The sequence below is a fragment of the Pseudomonas sp. LBUM1649 genome (genome assembly GCF_059716155.1).
The window spans coordinates 6,647,729-6,665,894 of record NZ_CP166807.1 but is presented as its reverse complement, the minus strand read 5'-3'; the positions used below and the strand labels follow the sequence as shown (position 1 = coordinate 6,665,894).

19 protein-coding genes are annotated in these 18,166 nt (G+C 56.5%); all 19 read left to right on the top strand.

Annotated features, from left to right (window positions below; all coding sequences use genetic code 11):
• Positions 1-567 precede the first annotated feature (567 nt).
• The 19 genes from rpmH to glmU all read left to right on the top strand — a co-directional run bounded on the left by rpmH (position 568) and on the right by glmU (position 18,027).
• Positions 568-702 carry a 50S ribosomal protein L34 gene (gene rpmH, locus ACA058_RS30965; protein WP_003213577.1) on the top strand — a complete coding sequence of 45 codons (135 nt, stop codon included), beginning with the start codon at positions 568-570 and terminating at the stop codon, positions 700-702.
• 16 nt (positions 703-718) lie between these two features.
• Complete coding sequence (rnpA, locus tag ACA058_RS30960) at positions 719-1,120, top strand: ribonuclease P protein component (RefSeq protein WP_497640030.1); 402 nt, start codon at positions 719-721, stop codon at positions 1,118-1,120.
• Positions 1,113-1,358 (top strand): membrane protein insertion efficiency factor YidD, encoded by a 246-nt coding sequence (yidD, locus tag ACA058_RS30955; protein WP_010207715.1) that lies wholly within the window; start codon positions 1,113-1,115, stop codon positions 1,356-1,358. Before rnpA ends, yidD begins: the two co-directional genes overlap by 8 nt.
• 2 nt (positions 1,359-1,360) lie before the next feature.
• Positions 1,361-3,040: a membrane protein insertase YidC gene (gene yidC / locus ACA058_RS30950; RefSeq protein ID WP_497637281.1), complete on the top strand. Its 1,680-nt coding sequence runs from the start codon at positions 1,361-1,363 to the stop codon at positions 3,038-3,040.
• A gap of 79 nt (positions 3,041-3,119) precedes the next feature.
• Positions 3,120-4,490 carry a tRNA uridine-5-carboxymethylaminomethyl(34) synthesis GTPase MnmE gene (gene mnmE / locus ACA058_RS30945; protein WP_497637280.1) on the top strand — a complete coding sequence of 457 codons (1,371 nt, stop codon included), beginning with the start codon at positions 3,120-3,122 and terminating at the stop codon, positions 4,488-4,490.
• A gap of 550 nt (positions 4,491-5,040) precedes the next feature.
• Complete coding sequence (gene mnmG / locus ACA058_RS30940) at positions 5,041-6,939, top strand: tRNA uridine-5-carboxymethylaminomethyl(34) synthesis enzyme MnmG (RefSeq protein ID WP_497637279.1); 1,899 nt, start codon at positions 5,041-5,043, stop codon at positions 6,937-6,939.
• Positions 6,936-7,580, top strand: coding sequence for a 16S rRNA (guanine(527)-N(7))-methyltransferase RsmG (gene rsmG, locus ACA058_RS30935; RefSeq protein ID WP_497637278.1), 645 nt, complete (start codon positions 6,936-6,938; stop codon positions 7,578-7,580). Before mnmG ends, rsmG begins: the two co-directional genes overlap by 4 nt.
• Before the next feature lie 18 nt (positions 7,581-7,598).
• Complete coding sequence (locus ACA058_RS30930) at positions 7,599-8,396, top strand: ParA family protein (RefSeq protein ID WP_008064610.1); 798 nt, start codon at positions 7,599-7,601, stop codon at positions 8,394-8,396.
• A 9-nt stretch (positions 8,397-8,405) separates the two neighbouring features.
• The gene (locus ACA058_RS30925; RefSeq protein WP_497637277.1) at positions 8,406-9,278 is read left to right on the top strand and encodes a ParB/RepB/Spo0J family partition protein; all 873 of its coding nucleotides are present in this window, start codon (positions 8,406-8,408) and stop codon (positions 9,276-9,278) included.
• A 148-nt stretch (positions 9,279-9,426) separates the two neighbouring features.
• Complete coding sequence (locus ACA058_RS30920) at positions 9,427-9,834, top strand: F0F1 ATP synthase subunit I (protein ID WP_497637276.1); 408 nt, start codon at positions 9,427-9,429, stop codon at positions 9,832-9,834.
• 16 nt (positions 9,835-9,850) lie between these two features.
• A complete protein-coding gene (atpB, locus tag ACA058_RS30915; protein WP_034149396.1) occupies positions 9,851-10,720 on the top strand; it encodes a F0F1 ATP synthase subunit A in 870 nt (289 codons plus the stop codon).
• Between the two features lie 134 nt (positions 10,721-10,854).
• Complete coding sequence (atpE, locus tag ACA058_RS30910; RefSeq protein ID WP_003097235.1) at positions 10,855-11,112, top strand: F0F1 ATP synthase subunit C; 258 nt, start codon at positions 10,855-10,857, stop codon at positions 11,110-11,112.
• Positions 11,113-11,170: 58 nt separating this feature from the next.
• The gene (locus tag ACA058_RS30905; protein WP_008064601.1) at positions 11,171-11,641 is read left to right on the top strand and encodes a F0F1 ATP synthase subunit B; all 471 of its coding nucleotides are present in this window, start codon (positions 11,171-11,173) and stop codon (positions 11,639-11,641) included.
• Positions 11,642-11,653: 12 nt separating this feature from the next.
• Positions 11,654-12,190: a F0F1 ATP synthase subunit delta gene (locus ACA058_RS30900; protein ID WP_497637275.1), complete on the top strand. Its 537-nt coding sequence runs from the start codon at positions 11,654-11,656 to the stop codon at positions 12,188-12,190.
• A 21-nt stretch (positions 12,191-12,211) separates the two neighbouring features.
• On the top strand, positions 12,212-13,756 hold the full coding sequence (gene atpA, locus ACA058_RS30895) for a F0F1 ATP synthase subunit alpha (RefSeq protein ID WP_497637274.1): 1,545 nt from the start codon (positions 12,212-12,214) through the stop codon (positions 13,754-13,756).
• A gap of 50 nt (positions 13,757-13,806) precedes the next feature.
• Complete coding sequence (gene atpG, locus ACA058_RS30890) at positions 13,807-14,667, top strand: F0F1 ATP synthase subunit gamma (protein ID WP_008064595.1); 861 nt, start codon at positions 13,807-13,809, stop codon at positions 14,665-14,667.
• 27 nt (positions 14,668-14,694) lie between these two features.
• Positions 14,695-16,074 carry a F0F1 ATP synthase subunit beta gene (gene atpD / locus ACA058_RS30885; RefSeq protein WP_075946956.1) on the top strand — a complete coding sequence of 460 codons (1,380 nt, stop codon included), beginning with the start codon at positions 14,695-14,697 and terminating at the stop codon, positions 16,072-16,074.
• Between the two features lie 45 nt (positions 16,075-16,119).
• Complete coding sequence (locus tag ACA058_RS30880; RefSeq protein WP_007969909.1) at positions 16,120-16,545, top strand: F0F1 ATP synthase subunit epsilon; 426 nt, start codon at positions 16,120-16,122, stop codon at positions 16,543-16,545.
• A 114-nt stretch (positions 16,546-16,659) separates the two neighbouring features.
• The gene (gene glmU / locus ACA058_RS30875) at positions 16,660-18,027 is read left to right on the top strand and encodes a bifunctional UDP-N-acetylglucosamine diphosphorylase/glucosamine-1-phosphate N-acetyltransferase GlmU (RefSeq protein WP_497637273.1); all 1,368 of its coding nucleotides are present in this window, start codon (positions 16,660-16,662) and stop codon (positions 18,025-18,027) included.
• Positions 18,028-18,166: the final 139 nt, after the last annotated feature.

The following is an 18,166-nucleotide window of genomic DNA, read 5'->3' as shown; positions in this document are numbered from 1 at the left end:
GGATATCCCCTAAGTTGAAAGCCGGTGAGGCAAAAACAAGCGGCCATTGTAACGGCCAGACGCCGACTTATCCACACGTAGGTGGGTCATGCACCGAGAAGAAACAAGGATTTATACGACAAAAAGACGACCAATGGTCTGTGCATAAGCTCTGTGGATAACCACCTCTAAGCTCATTGTACAAGTGGGGGCGAAACTCAGTGGATAACCTGCCTGTGGATAACAGTGCTTTCCACACACAGGTTATCCGACAGCGCAGCACAGGCTGAACACGGTTTTCCACTGTAGTTGTCATTCGCTGTACATCAGGTGAAACAAGGGCTAAAGACACTTATCCACAGATACCTGCTGCCTAAGCTTTTATAAGCTTTACAGAAAAGCTTTAAATACTTTCCTTCTTTATTTTTATATTTGGCTGAGGATCCTGGTCAGGCAAAACCTCTGGAGATCTATTTATAGGGAAACGTTGGTTGGAAATTGACCTAGAGGCTTGCTTTCTCTAGAATCCCCGGTCTCTTAAAACGGGGGCCATTCCGGCCCGTTGTGGACGAACCAGGTAACACGACAATGAAACGTACTTTCCAACCAAGCACTATCAAACGCGCTCGTACCCACGGTTTCCGTGCTCGCATGGCTACCAAGAACGGCCGTGCCGTTCTGTCGCGTCGTCGCGCCAAAGGTCGTGCGCGTCTGGCAGTTTGATAAGCCGGCACTGGAGGTGAGTCAGGACTTCAGTCGGGAAAAGCGTCTGCTTACCCCCCGGCATTTCAAGGCAGTCTTTGACTCCCCTACCGGCAAGGTTCCGGGGAAAAATCTCCTGCTCCTTGCGCGCAACAACGATCTTGATCACCCCCGTCTCGGGCTGGTTATCGGGAAAAAGAGCGTAAAGCTCTCCGTCGAGCGCAATCGCCTCAAACGTCTGATGCGCGAATCGTTTCGCCTGAACCAGGATTCCCTGGCCGGCTGGGACATTGTTATCGTCGCGCGCAAAGGTTTGGGTGATGTAGGAAACCCCGAATTGATTCAGCATTTCGGCAAACTCTGGAAGCGTCTGGCACGCAGCACGCCGGTACCAGCAGTCAAAACCGAAACTGTAGGGGTAGACAGTCCAGATGCGTAAACTGGCACTCGTTCCGATCCAGTTTTATCGCTACGCCATTAGTCCCCTGATGGCCAGTCACTGTCGTTTCTATCCCAGTTGTTCCTGCTACGCGTTAGAAGCCATCGAAAATCATGGTCTTCTGCGCGGTGGCTGGCTGACCTTTCGTCGTTTAGGTCGCTGTCATCCGTGGAATCCCGGTGGTTATGACCCGGTTCCACCTATCCCTACCTCCCGTTCTTCTTCGATGGCCGAGTAATCATGGATATCAAACGCACGATCCTGATCGTCGCCCTGGCAATCGTGTCCTACGTTATGGTTCTTAAATGGAACCAGGACTATGGCCAGGCTGCCCTGCCGACTCAGAATGTTGCTTCCAGTACGACCGCACCGGGCCTCCCGGATACGGCCACTGGCAATAAAGCGTCCGTCAGTGACGACATTCCACACGCCGCAAACGATACCAGCGCACCTGCCGAAACTCCGGTTGCTGCAAGCACCGACCTCATCCAGATCAAAACGGATGTGCTCGATCTGGCCATCGATCCCCAAGGTGGTGATGTTGCCCAACTGAGATTGCCGCTGTATCCACGTCGTCAGGACCATCCGGAAATTCCATTCCAGCTGTTCGACAACGGCAACGAGCGGACTTATCTGGCTCAAAGTGGCCTGATTGGCAGCAACGGCCCGGATGCAAGTCCTGCCGGTCGTCCGATTTATTCGGCGGAGAAGAAGGTTTATCAACTGGCTGACGGTCAGGACCAATTGGTCGTGGACCTGAAGTTCAGCAAGGACGGCGTCAACTACATCAAGCGTTTCACCCTGAAACGCGGCCTGTATGACGTAACCGTTTCCTACCTGATCGACAACCAGAGCGCACAGCCCTGGTCCGGTGCAATGTTCGCGCAGTTGAAGCGTGACGCCAGCTCCGATCCGTCTTCCAGCACTGCCACCGGTACCGCGACTTACCTGGGCGCCGCCCTGTGGACAAGTAACGAGCCGTACAAGAAAGTGTCGATGAGCGACATGGATAAGGCTCAGCTGAAAGAAACCGTCACCGGTGGTTGGGTTGCCTGGTTGCAGCACTACTTCGTGACCGCGTGGATCCCGGTCAAGGGCGAAAACAATATCGTCCAGACCCGTAAAGACAGCAAAGGCAACTACATCATCGGCTACACCGCCCCGGCAATGACTGTTGCGCCAGGTGCGAAAGCCGAAACCAGCGCAGTTCTCTACGCGGGTCCGAAAAGTCAGGCTGTCTTGAAAGAGTTGTCCCCAGGTCTGGAACTGACCGTCGACTACGGCATTCTGTGGTTCATTGCCCAGCCAATCTTCTGGTTGCTGCAACATATCCACGCACTGGTCGGTAACTGGGGCTGGTCGATCATCTTCCTGACCATGCTGATCAAGGGGATCTTCTTCCCGCTGTCGGCTGCCAGCTACAAATCCATGGCGCGCATGCGTGCAGTGGCGCCGAAACTGGCTGCGCTGAAAGAGCAACATGGCGATGACCGGCAGAAAATGTCGCAGGCCATGATGGAGCTGTACAAGAAAGAGAAGATCAATCCGCTGGGTGGTTGCTTGCCAATCCTCGTGCAGATGCCGGTATTCCTTTCGCTGTATTGGGTTCTGCTGGAAAGCGTGGAAATGCGCCAAGCGCCGTTCATGCTGTGGATTACTGACCTGTCGATCAAGGATCCGTTCTTCATTCTGCCGATCATCATGGGCGCCACCATGTTCATCCAGCAGCAGTTGAACCCGACCCCTCCGGACCCGATGCAGGCGAAGGTCATGAAAATGATGCCAATCATCTTCACCTTCTTCTTCCTGTGGTTCCCGGCGGGTCTGGTCCTGTACTGGGTTGTGAACAACGTGCTGTCCATTGCACAACAGTGGTACATCACTCGTAAGATCGAAGCAGCTGCCAAAGCGACTGCCTGACTTACACTGTGGGTAACCACTCAAAACGCCCCCTAGTGGGGCGTTTTGCTATCTGTCACTTTTGTCTGGATACCGGTTTATGAGCGCTCCTCGTGAAACCATTGCCGCCGTCGCCACCGCTCAAGGTCGGGGCGGTGTCGGCATCGTTCGTATTTCCGGGCCGTTGGCCAGCGTTGCAGCCGAGGCCTTCAGCGGTCGCGAACTCAAGCCGCGGTTCGCTCACTATGGTCCGTTCCTCGGTGAAAACGACGAGGTGCTTGATCAAGGCATCGCACTGTATTTTCCCGGACCGAACTCATTCACTGGCGAAGATGTATTGGAATTACAGGGGCACGGTGGCCCGGTCGTTCTGGATATGCTGCTTCAGCGCTGCCTTGAATTGGGTTGCCGTCTGGCCCGGCCGGGGGAATTCAGTGAACGTGCATTCCTGAATGACAAGCTCGACCTGGCTCAGGCCGAAGCCATCGCCGACCTGATCGAAGCCAGTTCTGCACAGGCGGCTCGCAACGCATTGCGCTCCCTGCAAGGCGCCTTTTCGGCTCGTGTGCATAACCTCACGGAACAACTGATCGGCCTGCGGATTTATGTCGAAGCGGCGATCGATTTTCCGGAAGAGGAAATCGACTTCCTGGCCGATGGCCACGTTTTGAGCATGCTGGACAAAGTGCGCGATGAGTTATCCACCGTCATGCGAGAAGCCGGACAAGGCGCCTTGCTGCGCGACGGCATGACCGTGGTCATCGCCGGTCGTCCGAATGCTGGAAAATCCAGTCTACTCAATGCGCTTGCCGGCCGTGAAGCCGCCATCGTTACCGAGATTGCCGGCACCACGCGGGACGTCCTTCGCGAACATATCCACATCGATGGCATGCCGCTTCACGTGGTGGATACCGCCGGGCTGCGCGATACCGATGACCATGTGGAAAAAATTGGTGTGGAGCGGGCATTGAAAGCCATCGGCGAGGCCGATCGAGTACTGCTGGTCGTCGATGCAACCGCGCCAGAAGCGCTCGATCCTTTCGCGCTATGGCCCGAGTTCCTCGAAACCCGCCCCGATCCAGCGAAAGTCACGTTGATCCGTAACAAAGCCGACCTCACAGGCGAAGCCATGGCCCTGGAAGTCAGCGATGACGGGCATGTCACCATCAGCCTCAGCGCAAAGTCTGCAGGTGTTGGCCTGGAGTTGCTGCGCGACCACTTGAAAGCTTGCATGGGCTACGAACAGACCTCGGAGAGCAGCTTCAGTGCTCGCAGGCGCCACCTGGAAGCATTGCGTCATGCCAGCGCATCCCTTGAGCACGGCCGCGCGCAACTGACACTGGCGGGTGCCGGCGAATTACTGGCCGAAGATTTGCGCCAGGCTCAGCAGTCGCTGGGAGAAATCACCGGTGCATTCAGCTCCGATGACCTTTTGGGGCGAATCTTTTCCAGCTTCTGCATCGGAAAATAGTCCTTCTGCTATCCACAGACAGGCCGTTCGGGCCTGTCTGCTCCCTCCTTTTTTAAAACAATCCTCGAGTGCCGAGCAGATTTTTTCCGCTTGGGCGGTTTTTCCCTGCCCGAATTTCCTTCGATCGACGGTTTTCTGTGGATTAAGCCCTGTTAATAACCTTGGCTAAGGGCAGTTGATAACAGGGCCTAAAAACTGAAGATAACCGCCCCTGTGGATAAGCACCTCATTCATCCACAAGCTTAAACCGGTTATCCAAGGGCCTCATTGGCACATGACCACAGGGTTTTGAATCGCTGTACACATCGAATTTAAAGGCCTGTATGAATCTATCCACAGAAAGGTGGGTCAGTAGAAATAAACATAAAAACAAAGATTTAATAAATTTCTCTCTTTTTAATTTCTATAACCGCCACTTTTCCACAGCTGGTTAAATTTTGTGCAAAGGGTTCTTTAGGAAGGGCGAAGTCCCTATACTTGTCGACCAGGTCCGAAAACCTGAGCTCAAACTAATCCTGAATTACCTACTTAAGCAGGCACGAGGTGCGTGGTGGATTTCCCTTCCCGTTTTGAAGTGATCGTCATCGGCGGCGGTCATGCCGGTACCGAGGCAGCACTGGCCTCAGCACGAATGGGGGTCAAGACCCTGTTGCTGACGCATAACGTGGAAACCCTTGGTGCCATGAGTTGCAACCCTGCCATTGGCGGGATCGGCAAAAGCCATCTGGTCAAGGAAATCGACGCCCTCGGCGGTGCGATGGCCATTGCTACCGATAAAGGCGGTATCCAGTTTCGCGTCTTGAATAGCCGCAAAGGCCCGGCCGTGCGCGCAACCCGCGCTCAGGCGGATCGGGTTCTGTACAAGGCGGCCGTGCGCGAAATCCTGGAAAACCAGCCGAACCTGTGGATATTTCAACAGGCTGCAGACGACCTGATCGTCGAGCAGGAACAAGTGCGCGGTGTCGTCACCCAGATGGGTCTGCGTTTCCTCGCCGATTCCGTGGTGTTGACCACCGGTACGTTCCTCGGTGGACTTATCCACATCGGTTTGCAGAATTTTTCCGGCGGGCGCGCCGGTGATCCGCCATCGATCGCGCTGGCTCAACGCCTGCGTGAGTTGCCGCTGCGTGTAGGTCGCCTGAAAACCGGAACTCCGCCGCGTATCGACGCCCGGTCTGTGGATTTCTCGGTGATGACCGAGCAGGCAGGCGATACGCCGATTCCAGTGATGTCGTTCATGGGCTCCAAAGAGCAGCACCCACAACAGGTCAGCTGCTGGATTACCCACACAAATGCGCGCACCCACGAAATCATTGCCGCGAACCTCGACCGTTCGCCGATGTATTCCGCTGCTGGGGAAATCGAAGGTATCGGCCCGCGTTACTGCCCGTCGATCGAAGACAAGATCCATCGTTTTGCCGACAAGCAAAGCCATCAGGTCTTCATCGAACCGGAAGGCTTGACCACAAACGAGCTGTACCCGAACGGAATCTCCACCTCCCTGCCCTTCGATGTGCAATTGCAGATCGTGCAATCGATCCGCGGCATGGAGAACGCACACATCGTGCGTCCGGGCTACGCCATCGAATACGACTACTTCGACCCGCGTGACCTGAAGTACAGCCTGGAAACCAAAGTCATCGGCGGTCTGTTCTTTGCCGGGCAAATTAACGGCACCACCGGTTACGAAGAAGCCGGGGCCCAGGGTTTGCTGGCCGGGACCAACGCCGCACTGCGTGCCCAAGGAAAAGATGCCTGGTGCCCGCGCCGCGACGAAGCCTACATTGGTGTATTGGTCGATGACCTGATTACCCTGGGGACCCAAGAGCCGTACCGGATGTTCACATCCCGTGCCGAATACCGGCTGATCCTGCGCGAAGACAACGCTGACCTGCGCTTGACCGAAAAAGGCCGCGAATTGGGTCTTGTCGATGACGTGCGCTGGGCAGCGTTCTGCAAAAAACGCGAAAGCATCGAGCTTGAAGAGCAGCGTCTGAAAAGCACCTGGGTACGGCCGGGCACCGAACAGGGCGATGCGATTGCCGAAAAATTCGGCACGCCTCTGACTCACGAATACAACTTGCTCAATCTGCTGAGCCGTCCGGAAATCGACTACTCTGGTTTGATCGCCGTCACTGGTGGGGGCGCAGAAGATCCACAGGTTGCCGAGCAGGTCGAAATCAAGACCAAGTACGCTGGCTACATCGATCGCCAGCAGGATGAAATCGCGCGTCTACGGGCCAGCGAAGACACCAGACTGCCTGTGGATATCGATTACACGAACATTTCCGGTCTCTCCAAAGAGATCCAGAGCAAGCTCGGCGCGACCCGTCCAGAGACTTTGGGTCAGGCGACACGTATCCCGGGCGTGACGCCGGCAGCCATTTCCCTGTTGATGATTCATTTGAAAAAACGCGGCGCGGGCCGTCAGTTGGAGCAAAGCGCTTGAGTTCGTTGGTCACCCAGCAACACGCAGAAGAGTTATCCACAGGTGCTCGCCAGCTCGGTGTCGCTCTGACCGAAACCCAGCATGCACAACTGCTGGGTTATCTGGCCCTGTTGATAAAATGGAACAAGGCCTACAACCTCACGGCCGTCCGCGATCCCGATGAAATGGTGTCCCGTCATTTGCTCGATAGTCTGAGCGTGATGTCGTTCGTCGAAAACGGTCGCTGGCTCGATGTTGGTAGCGGCGGCGGCATGCCGGGCATTCCCTTGGCCATCCTGTTTCCTGAGTCGCAAGTGACCTGTTTGGACAGCAACGGCAAGAAAACCCGCTTCCTGACCCAGGTCAAACTCGAGCTGAAACTGGATAACCTGCAAGTTATCCACAGTCGCGTCGAAGCCTTCCAGCCTGCACAGGCCTTCAACGGGATCATCTCCCGGGCCTTCAGCAGCATGGAAAACTTCAGCAACTGGACGCGCCACCTCGGTGACACCGATACACGTTGGCTGGCAATGAAGGGCGTTCATCCCGCCGATGAGCTGGTAGCATTGCCGTCAGACTTCCACCTCGATAGCGAACACGCCCTGGCCGTTCCTGGTTGCCAAGGCCAACGCCATCTGCTGATACTGCGCCGCACGGCATGATTGGGAACACAAGCAAGAATGGCTAAGGTATTCGCGATAGCGAACCAAAAGGGTGGTGTGGGCAAGACCACCACCTGTATCAACCTCGCAGCATCCCTGGTCGCGACCAAGCGTCGGGTGTTGCTGATCGATCTCGATCCACAGGGTAACGCCACCATGGGTAGCGGTGTGGATAAACACGGCCTGGAAAACTCGGTCTATGACCTGCTGATCGGGGAATGTGATCTGGCCCAGGCCATGCATTTCTCCGAACACGGCGGTTACCAGCTGTTGCCGGCTAACCGGGACCTGACCGCGGCCGAAGTGGTTCTGCTGGAAATGCAGATGAAGGAAAGCCGCCTGCGCAGTGCGTTGGCGCCGATCCGTGAAAACTACGATTACATTTTGATCGACTGCCCGCCGTCACTGTCGATGCTGACCTTGAACGCACTGGTTGCCGCCGACGGGGTGATTATCCCCATGCAGTGCGAGTATTTCGCACTCGAAGGCTTGAGCGACCTTGTGGATAACATCAAGCGCATCGCCGAGCTGCTCAATCCGAACCTCAAGGTCGAAGGCCTGTTGCGTACGATGTACGACCCGCGCCTGAGCCTGATGAACGATGTATCGGCCCAGCTCAAGGAACACTTCGGCGATCAGCTGTACGACACGGTCATTCCGCGCAACATTCGCCTGGCCGAAGCGCCGAGCTACGGCATGCCGGCGCTGGCGTACGACAAATCATCGCGCGGTGCCGTGGCCTATCTGGCCCTGGCGGGCGAAATGGTCCGTCGCCAACGCAAAAACTCACGCATCGCCGCTGCTCAGGCAACTTAAGGAATCCCCATGGCCGTCAAGAAACGAGGTCTCGGACGTGGACTGGATGCACTGCTGAGTGGTCCGAGTGTCAGCGCGCTGGAAGAACAGGCAGTGCAAGCCGATCAGCGTGAGCTGCAGCACCTGCCGCTGGATCTGCTGCAGCGCGGCAAGTACCAGCCGCGTCGCGACATGGATCCCCAGGCGCTCGAAGAGCTGGCGCAATCGATCAAGGCACAGGGCGTGATGCAGCCGATCGTTGTGCGGCCAATCGGTAGCGGTCGCTACGAAATCATCGCCGGCGAACGCCGCTGGCGCGCCAGCCAGCAAGCTGGCCAGGAAACCATCCCGGCGATGGTGCGCGATGTACCGGATGAAACCGCGATCGCCATTGCGCTGATCGAGAACATCCAGCGCGAAGACCTCAATCCGATCGAAGAAGCGGTGGCCTTGCAGCGTCTGCAGACGGAATTCCAGCTGACCCAGCAACAAGTCGCCGAAGCCGTGGGCAAGTCCCGGGTGACCGTCGCCAACCTGCTGCGCCTGATTTCGCTGCCGGAAGTCATCAAAACCATGCTTTCCCACGGCGACCTGGAAATGGGTCATGCCCGTGCATTGCTCGGTTTGCCGGAAAATCAACAGGTTGAAGGGGCGCGACATGTTGTCGCACGCGGACTGACCGTACGCCAGACTGAAGCACTGGTTCGCCAGTGGTTGAGTGGTAAACCGGAGCCTGTGGAACCCTCGAAACCGGACCCGGATATTGCCCGCCTGGAACAGCGCCTGGCCGAGCGCCTAGGCTCTGCGGTGCAGATCCGCCACGGGAAGAAGGGTAAAGGGCAACTGGTCATTGGTTACAACTCCCTGGATGAACTTCAGGGCGTGCTCGCACACATTCGCTGAAACAATTCCTTATGTAGCGCGCAGTCGGAAATCACTACCTGACAGTTGAATAGGGGCAGAACCGCCCCTATACTCTGCGCGCATTTTGTCGGCACAAATTATGCCAAGTTATTGAATTCTGGCAGCCGACCATTGGAGAGCAATAGTGATGGAAACCCGCACGCCAAACCGCTTGCCCTTCCATCGCCTGGCAGTTTTTCCGGTGTTAATGGCTCAATTTGTCGTTTTGTTGGTTGCTGCTTTGGCGCTCTGGCAATGGCATGGAGTCGTTGCCGGGTACTCGGGACTTTGCGGAGGCCTGATAGCCTTGCTGCCCAATGTTTATTTTGCTCACAGGGCATTTCGGTTTTCCGGCGCCCGAGCAGCCCAGTCCATCGTCCGGTCTTTTTATGCCGGCGAGGCAGGCAAACTGATTTTGACGGCAGTGCTGTTTGCACTGGTGTTTGCAGGTGTGAAGCCATTGGCGCCGATTGCAGTATTCGGTGTCTTCGTGCTGACTCAGTCGGTCAGCTGGTTCGCTCCCCTGCTGATGAGAACAAGACTTTCGAGACCTTAGGGCGTTTGAGGCAACCATGGCAGAGACAACCGCTTCGGGCTATATCCAGCACCACTTGCAGAACCTGACCTTCGGTCAGCACCCTACCGGCGGCTGGGGCTTTGCCCACACCGCAGCAGAAGCCAAGGAAATGGGCTTCTGGGCTTTCCACGTCGATACCCTCGGCTGGTCAGTCGCGTTGGGTCTGATCTTCGTTCTTCTTTTCCGCATGGCGGCAAAGAAGGCGACTTCCGGTCAACCAGGTGCTTTGCAGAACTTCGTTGAAGTATTGGTCGAATTCGTCGATGGCAGCGTGAAAGACAGCTTCCATGGCCGTAGCCCGGTGATTGCACCGCTGGCACTGACCATCTTCGTCTGGGTGTTCCTGATGAACGCCGTCGACCTGATTCCGGTTGACTGGATTCCTCAACTGGCCATCCTGATCTCCGGCGATGCACACATCCCGTTCCGCGCCGTGTCGACTACCGACCCGAACGCGACCCTGGGCATGGCGCTCTCGGTTTTCGCACTGATCATTTTCTATAGCATCAAGGTCAAGGGTATCGGCGGCTTCATCGGCGAACTGACCCTGCACCCGTTCGGCAGCAAGAACATCTTCGTTCAGGCCCTGCTGATCCCGGTGAACTTCCTGCTGGAATTCGTGACCCTGATCGCCAAGCCGATCTCCCTGGCTCTGCGTCTGTTCGGCAACATGTATGCCGGCGAGCTGGTGTTCATTCTGATCGCTGTGATGTTCGGCAGCGGTCTGCTCTGGCTTAGTGGCCTGGGCGTTGTACTGCAGTGGGCGTGGGCTGTGTTCCACATCCTTATCATTACCCTGCAGGCGTTCATCTTCATGATGCTGACCATCGTCTACCTGTCGATGGCGCACGAAGAAAACCATTAAGACCAGTCTCGACTAGTCTGATGTCCCTCCCGGTCAAACGGGAGGGTGCTCCTCACGGGGCATCTGAAACGATTTGTTTTACCGCTTTAAATTAAAAAAACCTAAACCATACGACGTAAAAGTCGGGAGGAAAGATGGAAACTGTAGTTGGTCTAACCGCTATCGCTGTTGCACTGTTGATCGGCCTGGGCGCACTGGGTACTGCAATTGGTTTCGGCCTGTTGGGCGGCAAGTTCCTGGAAGGCGCAGCGCGTCAGCCAGAAATGGTTCCAATGCTGCAAGTCAAAATGTTCATCGTTGCCGGTCTGCTCGACGCCGTAACCATGATCGGTGTTGGTATCGCTCTGTTCTTCACCTTTGCGAACCCGTTCGTTGGTCAAATCGCTGGCTGATTACTCGGATTTTCCGGGTAATTTGGTGTGATGGACAACGTAACTGCGAGGTGTTGGCGTGAACATTAATGCGACCCTGATTGGCCAGTCCGTTGCGTTCCTGATTTTTGTACTGTTCTGCATGAAGTTCGTATGGCCTCCGGTCATCGCGGCTCTGCACGAACGTCAAAAGAAGATCGCTGATGGTCTGGACGCTGCCAGCCGTGCAGCTCGCGACCTGGAGTTGGCCCAAGAGAAAGCGGGTCAGCAACTGCGCGAAGCGAAAGCTCAGGCAGCTGAAATCATCGAGCAAGCCAAGAAACGCGGTAATCAGATTGTTGAAGAGGCTGTTGAAAAAGCCCGTATCGACGCTGACCGTGTGAAGGTTCAGGCTCAGGCCGAGATCGAACAGGAACTGAACAGTGTCAAAGACGCGCTGCGTGCCCAAGTGGGCTTGCTGGCAGTCGGCGGCGCCGAGAAGATCCTGGGTGCCACAATCGATCAAAACGCGCACGCAGAGCTGGTTAACCAACTGGCTGCTGAAATCTAAGCGAGGGCGATCATGGCAGAACTGACCACGTTGGCCCGACCTTACGCTAAGGCGGCCTTCGAGCACGCTCAGGCCCACCAGCAACTGGCCAATTGGTCAGCCATGCTCGGCCTGGCAGCAGCGGTGTCGCAAGACGACACCCTGCAGCGCGTGCTCAAGGCCCCGCGACTGACGAGCGCAGAAAAGGCCGCCACGTTCATTGACGTGTGCGGCGACAAGTTCGATGCCAAGGCACAGAATTTCATCAACGTCGTTGCCGAAAACGACCGTCTCCCGCTTTTGCCGGAGATCGCCGCTCTGTTCGACCTGTACAAGGCCGAGCAAGAGAAGTCGGTAGACGTTGAAGTGACCAGTGCATTTGCATTGAACCAAGAACAGCAAGACAAACTCGCCAAGGTTCTCAGTGCACGACTCAACCGGGAAGTGCGCCTGCAAGTTGCGGAGGATGCCGCCCTCATAGGTGGTGTCGTAATCCGCGCCGGCGACCTGGTTATCGATGGCTCGATTCGCGGCAAAATCGCGAAACTTGCCGAAGCATTGAAATCTTGAGTTTGAAGGGGCAGCAGAGCAATGCAGCAACTCAATCCTTCCGAAATAAGTGAAATTATCAAGGGCCGCATCGACAAGCTCGATGTGACCTCCCAAGCCCGTAACGAAGGCACTGTCGTCAGCGTATCTGACGGTATCGTGCGGATTCACGGTCTGGCCGACGTAATGTACGGCGAGATGATCGAGTTTCCGGGCGGCGTCTACGGTATGGCCCTCAACCTGGAGCAAGACTCCGTAGGTGCCGTTGTTTTGGGCGCATACCAGTCTCTGGCTGAAGGCATGAGCGCCAAGTGCACAGGCCGCATCCTCGAAGTTCCGGTTGGTAAGGAACTGCTGGGTCGCGTAGTCGACGCACTGGGTAACCCTGTTGACGGCAAAGGTCCACTGGGCAACACCGAGACCGACGCGGTCGAGAAAGTTGCTCCAGGCGTGATCTGGCGTAAGTCGGTAGACCAGCCTGTACAGACTGGCTACAAGGCTGTCGATGCCATGATCCCTGTCGGCCGTGGCCAGCGTGAGCTGATCATCGGTGACCGTCAGATCGGTAAAACCGCTCTGGCGATCGACGCGATCATCAACCAGAAGAACAGCGGCATCTACTGCGTCTACGTAGCGATCGGTCAGAAACAATCGACCATCGCCAACGTGGTTCGCAAGCTGGAAGAAAACGGCGCCCTGGCCAACACGATCATCGTGGCTGCCAGTGCTTCGGAATCTCCTGCGCTGCAATTCCTGGCACCGTACTCCGGTTGCACCATGGGTGAATTCTTCCGCGACCGCGGTGAAGACGCGCTGATCGTTTATGACGATCTGTCCAAGCAAGCAGTGGCTTACCGCCAGATTTCCCTGCTGCTGCGCCGTCCACCAGGCCGTGAAGCTTACCCAGGCGACGTGTTCTATCTCCACTCCCGTCTGCTGGAGCGCGCATCCCGCGTTTCGGAAGAGTACGTAGAGAAGTTCACCAACGGCGCAGTGACCGGCAAAACCGGTTCCCTGACCGCACTGCCGATCATCGAAACCCAGGCTGGCGACGTTTCCGCGTTCGTTCCGACCAACGTGATTTCCATCACCGACGGTCAGATCTTCCTGGAATCGGCCATGTTCAACTCGGGCATCCGTCCTGCAGTGAACGCCGGTGTTTCGGTATCCCGTGTGGGTGGTGCCGCTCAGACCAAGATCATCAAGAAGCTGTCCGGTGGTATCCGTACCGCTCTGGCTCAGTACCGTGAACTGGCGGCATTCGCCCAGTTCGCTTCTGACCTGGACGAGGCGACCCGTAAGCAACTTGAGCATGGTCAGCGCGTTACCGAGCTGATGAAGCAGAAGCAATACGCCCCAATGTCGATCGCTGACATGGCGTTGTCGCTGTATGCCGCTGAGCGTGGGTTCCTGACTGACGTCGAAATCACCAAGGTCGGCAGCTTTGAACAAGCGCTGATTGCTTACTTCAACCGCGATCACGCCGAATTGATGGCGAAGATCAACGTGAAGGGTGACTTCAATGACGATATCGACGCTGGCATGAAAGCCGGTATCGAGAAGTTCAAGGCCACCCAAACCTGGTAAGCCGCAGCGGGAGCCGCAAGGCTCCCGCTTGCTAACCTGATAGGTGTTACATGGCAGGCGCAAAAGAGATTCGCAGTAAGATTGCGAGCATCAAAAGCACGCAAAAAATTACCAGCGCCATGGAAAAAGTGGCGGTCAGCAAAATGCGCAAGGCACAAATGCGCATGGCTGCTAGCCGTCCTTATGCGGAGCGCATCCGCCAGGTTATTGGGCATCTGGCCAACGCCAACCCGGAATACCGCCACCCGTTCATGATCGACCGCGAAATCAAGCGTGTTGGTTATGTCGTAGTGAGCAGTGACCGTGGTCTGTGTGGTGGCTTGAACACCAACCTGTTCAAGGCCCTGGTCAAGGACATGGCGGTAAACCGCGAGAAAGGCGTCGAGATTGATCTGTGTGTAGTGGGTAGCAAGGGTGCGGCCTTTTTCCGCAACTTCGGCGGCAACGTCGTAGCAGCTATCAGCCACCTGGGTGAAGAGCCGTCGATCAACGACTTGATCGGTAGCGTCAAAGTGATGCTGGATGCCTACCTGGACGGCCGTATTGACCGCCTATCCGTGGTATCCAACAAGTTCATCAACACCATGACGCAACAGCCTACCGTGGAGCAATTGATTCCACTGGTGGCAACCCCGGATCAGGACCTCAAGCACCACTGGGACTATCTCTACGAACCGGATGCCAAAGAGCTGCTTGACGGCTTGATGGTCCGCTACGTTGAGTCGCAAGTCTACCAGGCGGTGGTCGAGAACAACGCGGCTGAACAAGCTGCGCGGATGATCGCGATGAAGAACGCTACCGACAACGCCGGTGATTTGATCAGCGATTTGCAGCTGGTCTACAACAAGGCGCGTCAGGCTGCGATCACCCAAGAGATCTCGGAAATCGTCGGCGGCGCTGCCGCGGTTTAACGGTTCAAATATTCAGAGGATCCAGCTATGAGTAGCGGACGTATCGTTCAAATCATCGGCGCCGTTATCGACGTGGAATTTCCACGCGACAGCGTACCGAGCATCTACAACGCGCTGAAAGTAGTGAGCGCGGCCGAAACCACCCTGGAAGTTCAGCAGCAGCTGGGCGACGGCGTGGTTCGTACCATTGCGATGGGTTCCACCGAGGGCTTGAAGCGCGGTCTGGAAGTTACCGACTCTGGCGCAGCCATTTCCGTACCGGTCGGTAAAGCGACCCTGGGCCGGATCATGGACGTACTGGGCAACCCGATCGACGAAGCTGGCCCAATCGCCACTGAAGAGCGTTGGGGCATTCACCGTCCAGCGCCTTCGTTCGCTGAACAAGCAGGCGGCAACGACCTGCTGGAAACCGGCATCAAGGTTATCGACCTGGTTTGCCCGTTTGCCAAAGGCGGTAAAGTCGGTCTGTTCGGTGGTGCCGGTGTAGGCAAAACCGTAAACATGATGGAACTGATCCGTAACATCGCCATCGAGCACAGCGGTTATTCCGTGTTCGCCGGTGTGGGTGAGCGTACTCGTGAGGGTAACGACTTCTACCACGAGATGAAGGACTCCAACGTTCTGGACAAAGTGGCACTGGTTTACGGTCAGATGAACGAGCCGCCGGGTAACCGTCTGCGCGTAGCACTGACTGGCCTGACCATGGCCGAGAAGTTCCGTGACGAAGGTAACGACGTTCTGCTGTTCGTCGACAACATCTATCGTTACACCCTGGCCGGTACTGAAGTATCCGCACTGCTGGGCCGTATGCCTTCGGCAGTAGGTTACCAGCCGACCCTGGCTGAAGAGATGGGCGTTCTGCAAGAACGTATCACTTCGACCAAGGAAGGTTCGATCACTTCGATCCAAGCGGTATACGTACCTGCGGATGACTTGACCGACCCGTCGCCAGCGACCACCTTCGCCCACTTGGACGCCACCGTCGTTCTGTCCCGTGACATCGCTTCCCTGGGTATCTACCCAGCGGTAGACCCACTGGACTCGACTTCGCGCCAGCTGGACCCGAACGTCATCGGCCAGGACCACTACGACACCGCTCGCGGCGTTCAGTACGTTCTGCAGCGTTACAAAGAACTGAAGGACATCATTGCGATCCTGGGTATGGACGAGCTGTCGGAAGCCGACAAGCAGTTGGTAAACCGTGCTCGTAAGATCCAGCGTTTCTTGTCGCAGCCGTTCTTCGTGGCTGAAGTCTTCACCGGTGCATCGGGTAAGTACGTTTCCCTGAAAGACACCATTGCTGGCTTCAAAGGCATCCTCAACGGTGACTACGACCACCTGCCAGAACAAGCGTTCTACATGGTTGGCGGCATCGAAGAAGCGATCGAGAAAGCCAAGAAACTGTAATCCCGGCGCCCGGTAACGGGCGCTAATTTAGGTTGAGGCAATCAGATGGCTATGACAGTCCATTGCGATATCGTCAGCGCGGAAGGGGAAATCTTTTCCGGTCTGGTCGAGATGGTGATTGCGCACGGTGCACTGGGTGATCTTGGTATCGCCCTGGGTCACGCGCCGCTGATCACTAATCTGAAGCCAGGTCCGATCCGCCTGGTCAAGCAGGGCGGGGAAGAGGAGGTGTATTACATCTCCGGTGGTTTCCTCGAGGTTCAGCCGAACATGGTCAAGGTTCTTGCCGACACCGTGCAACGTGCTGCCGACCTGGACGAAGCTTCCGCTCAGGAAGCCGTCAAGGCTGCCGAGAAGGCCTTGCATGAGCGGGGCGCGGAATTCGATTACGGTTCCGCTGCCGCACGTCTGGCCGAGGCCGCAGCCCAGCTGCGTACCGTCCAGCAGATCCGCAAGAAGTTCGGCCACTAAGGCAGCGCTTGTTGTGTGATTGATTAAAAAGGGTAGCCTCGGCTACCCTTTTTTCTTTTCCGATATTCATCACGTTGGTCGCAGCCGCTGACCACCCAGGATTGGTAGCCAGTCATGTCTCTTGAAATCGTTATCCTCGCAGCTGGCCAGGGCACCCGCATGCGTTCGGCCCTGCCGAAAGTCTTGCACCCGATTGCCGGCAATTCGATGCTCGGCCATGTTATCCACAGCGCCCGACAACTTGATCCACAGCGCATTCACGTGGTGATCGGCCATGGTGCCGATGTGGTGCGCGAGCGCCTGGCCGCTGACGATCTGAATTTTGTTCTCCAGGACAAACAACTGGGCACCGGTCATGCCGTGGCCCAGGCTGTTCCCTTCATCAAGTCCGACACCGTGCTGGTGCTTTACGGTGATGTGCCGTTGATTGAAGTTGAAACCCTGCAGCGTTTGCTCAAGCTTGTCGTGCCTGGGCAGATGGGTCTGCTCACCGTCGAGCTGGATGACGCAACCGGATACGGCCGCATCGTTCGCGGCACTGACGGCAAGGTCTCTGCCATCGTCGAGCACAAGGACGCCAACGAAGCCCAGCGCGCCATCAAAGAAGGCAACACCGGTATCCTCGCTGTGCCGGCCGATCGCTTGGCCGACTGGACAGGTCGCCTGTCGAACAACAACGCGCAGGGCGAGTACTACCTGACCGACGTGATCGAAATGGCAGTCAGTGACGGTCTTGTGGTGGCCACCGAACAACCTCACGACGCCATGGAAGTGCAGGGTGCCAACGACCGCAAGCAGCTTTCCGATCTTGAGCGTCATTATCAGTTGCGCGCCGGCCGCCGCTTGATGGCCCAAGGCGTGACCCTGCGCGACCCGGCCCGTTTCGATGTCCGGGGTGAGGTCAGTGTGGGTCGCGACGTGCTGATCGATATCAACGTGATCCTCGAAGGCAACGTCGTCATCGAAGATGACGTGGTCATCGGCCCGAACTGCGTGATCAAGGACAGCACCTTGCGTAAAGGCGTGGTGATCAAGGCCAACAGCCATATCGAAGGCGCGATTCTCGGTGAAGGCAGCGATGCCGGTCCGTTCGCACGTTTGCGTCCAGGTACTGTGCTCGAAGCGCGGGCGCATGTGGGTAACTTTGTCGAGTTGAAAAACGCTCACTTGGGCGAAGGTGCCAAGGCAGGACACCTGACTTATCTGGGCGATGCCGAAGTTGGGGCACGTACCAACATCGGTGCCGGCACCATCACCTGCAACTACGATGGCGCCAACAAGTGGAAAACCGTGCTGGGCGAGGATGTGTTCATCGGTTCCAACAACTCGTTGGTGGCACCTGTGGATATCTTGGACGGCGCAACTACTGCTGCTGGTTCGACAATTACCGCCACTGTGGATAAAACGCAGCTGGCAGTAGGCCGTGCTCGCCAAAAGAACATCGACGGTTGGAAACGACCGGAGAAGCTCAAGAAGAGCTAAATTATCCACACTTCAATGTCTGGCAGAAGTTATTCACAGGCTGCAGGCTGTTAACAATATTAACCGGCAAGCATCGCTCCCTTCAGCAGGCTTGCCGTTAATTTTTTGTCCACAGGGCTTTTGATCACTCCGCGCTTGA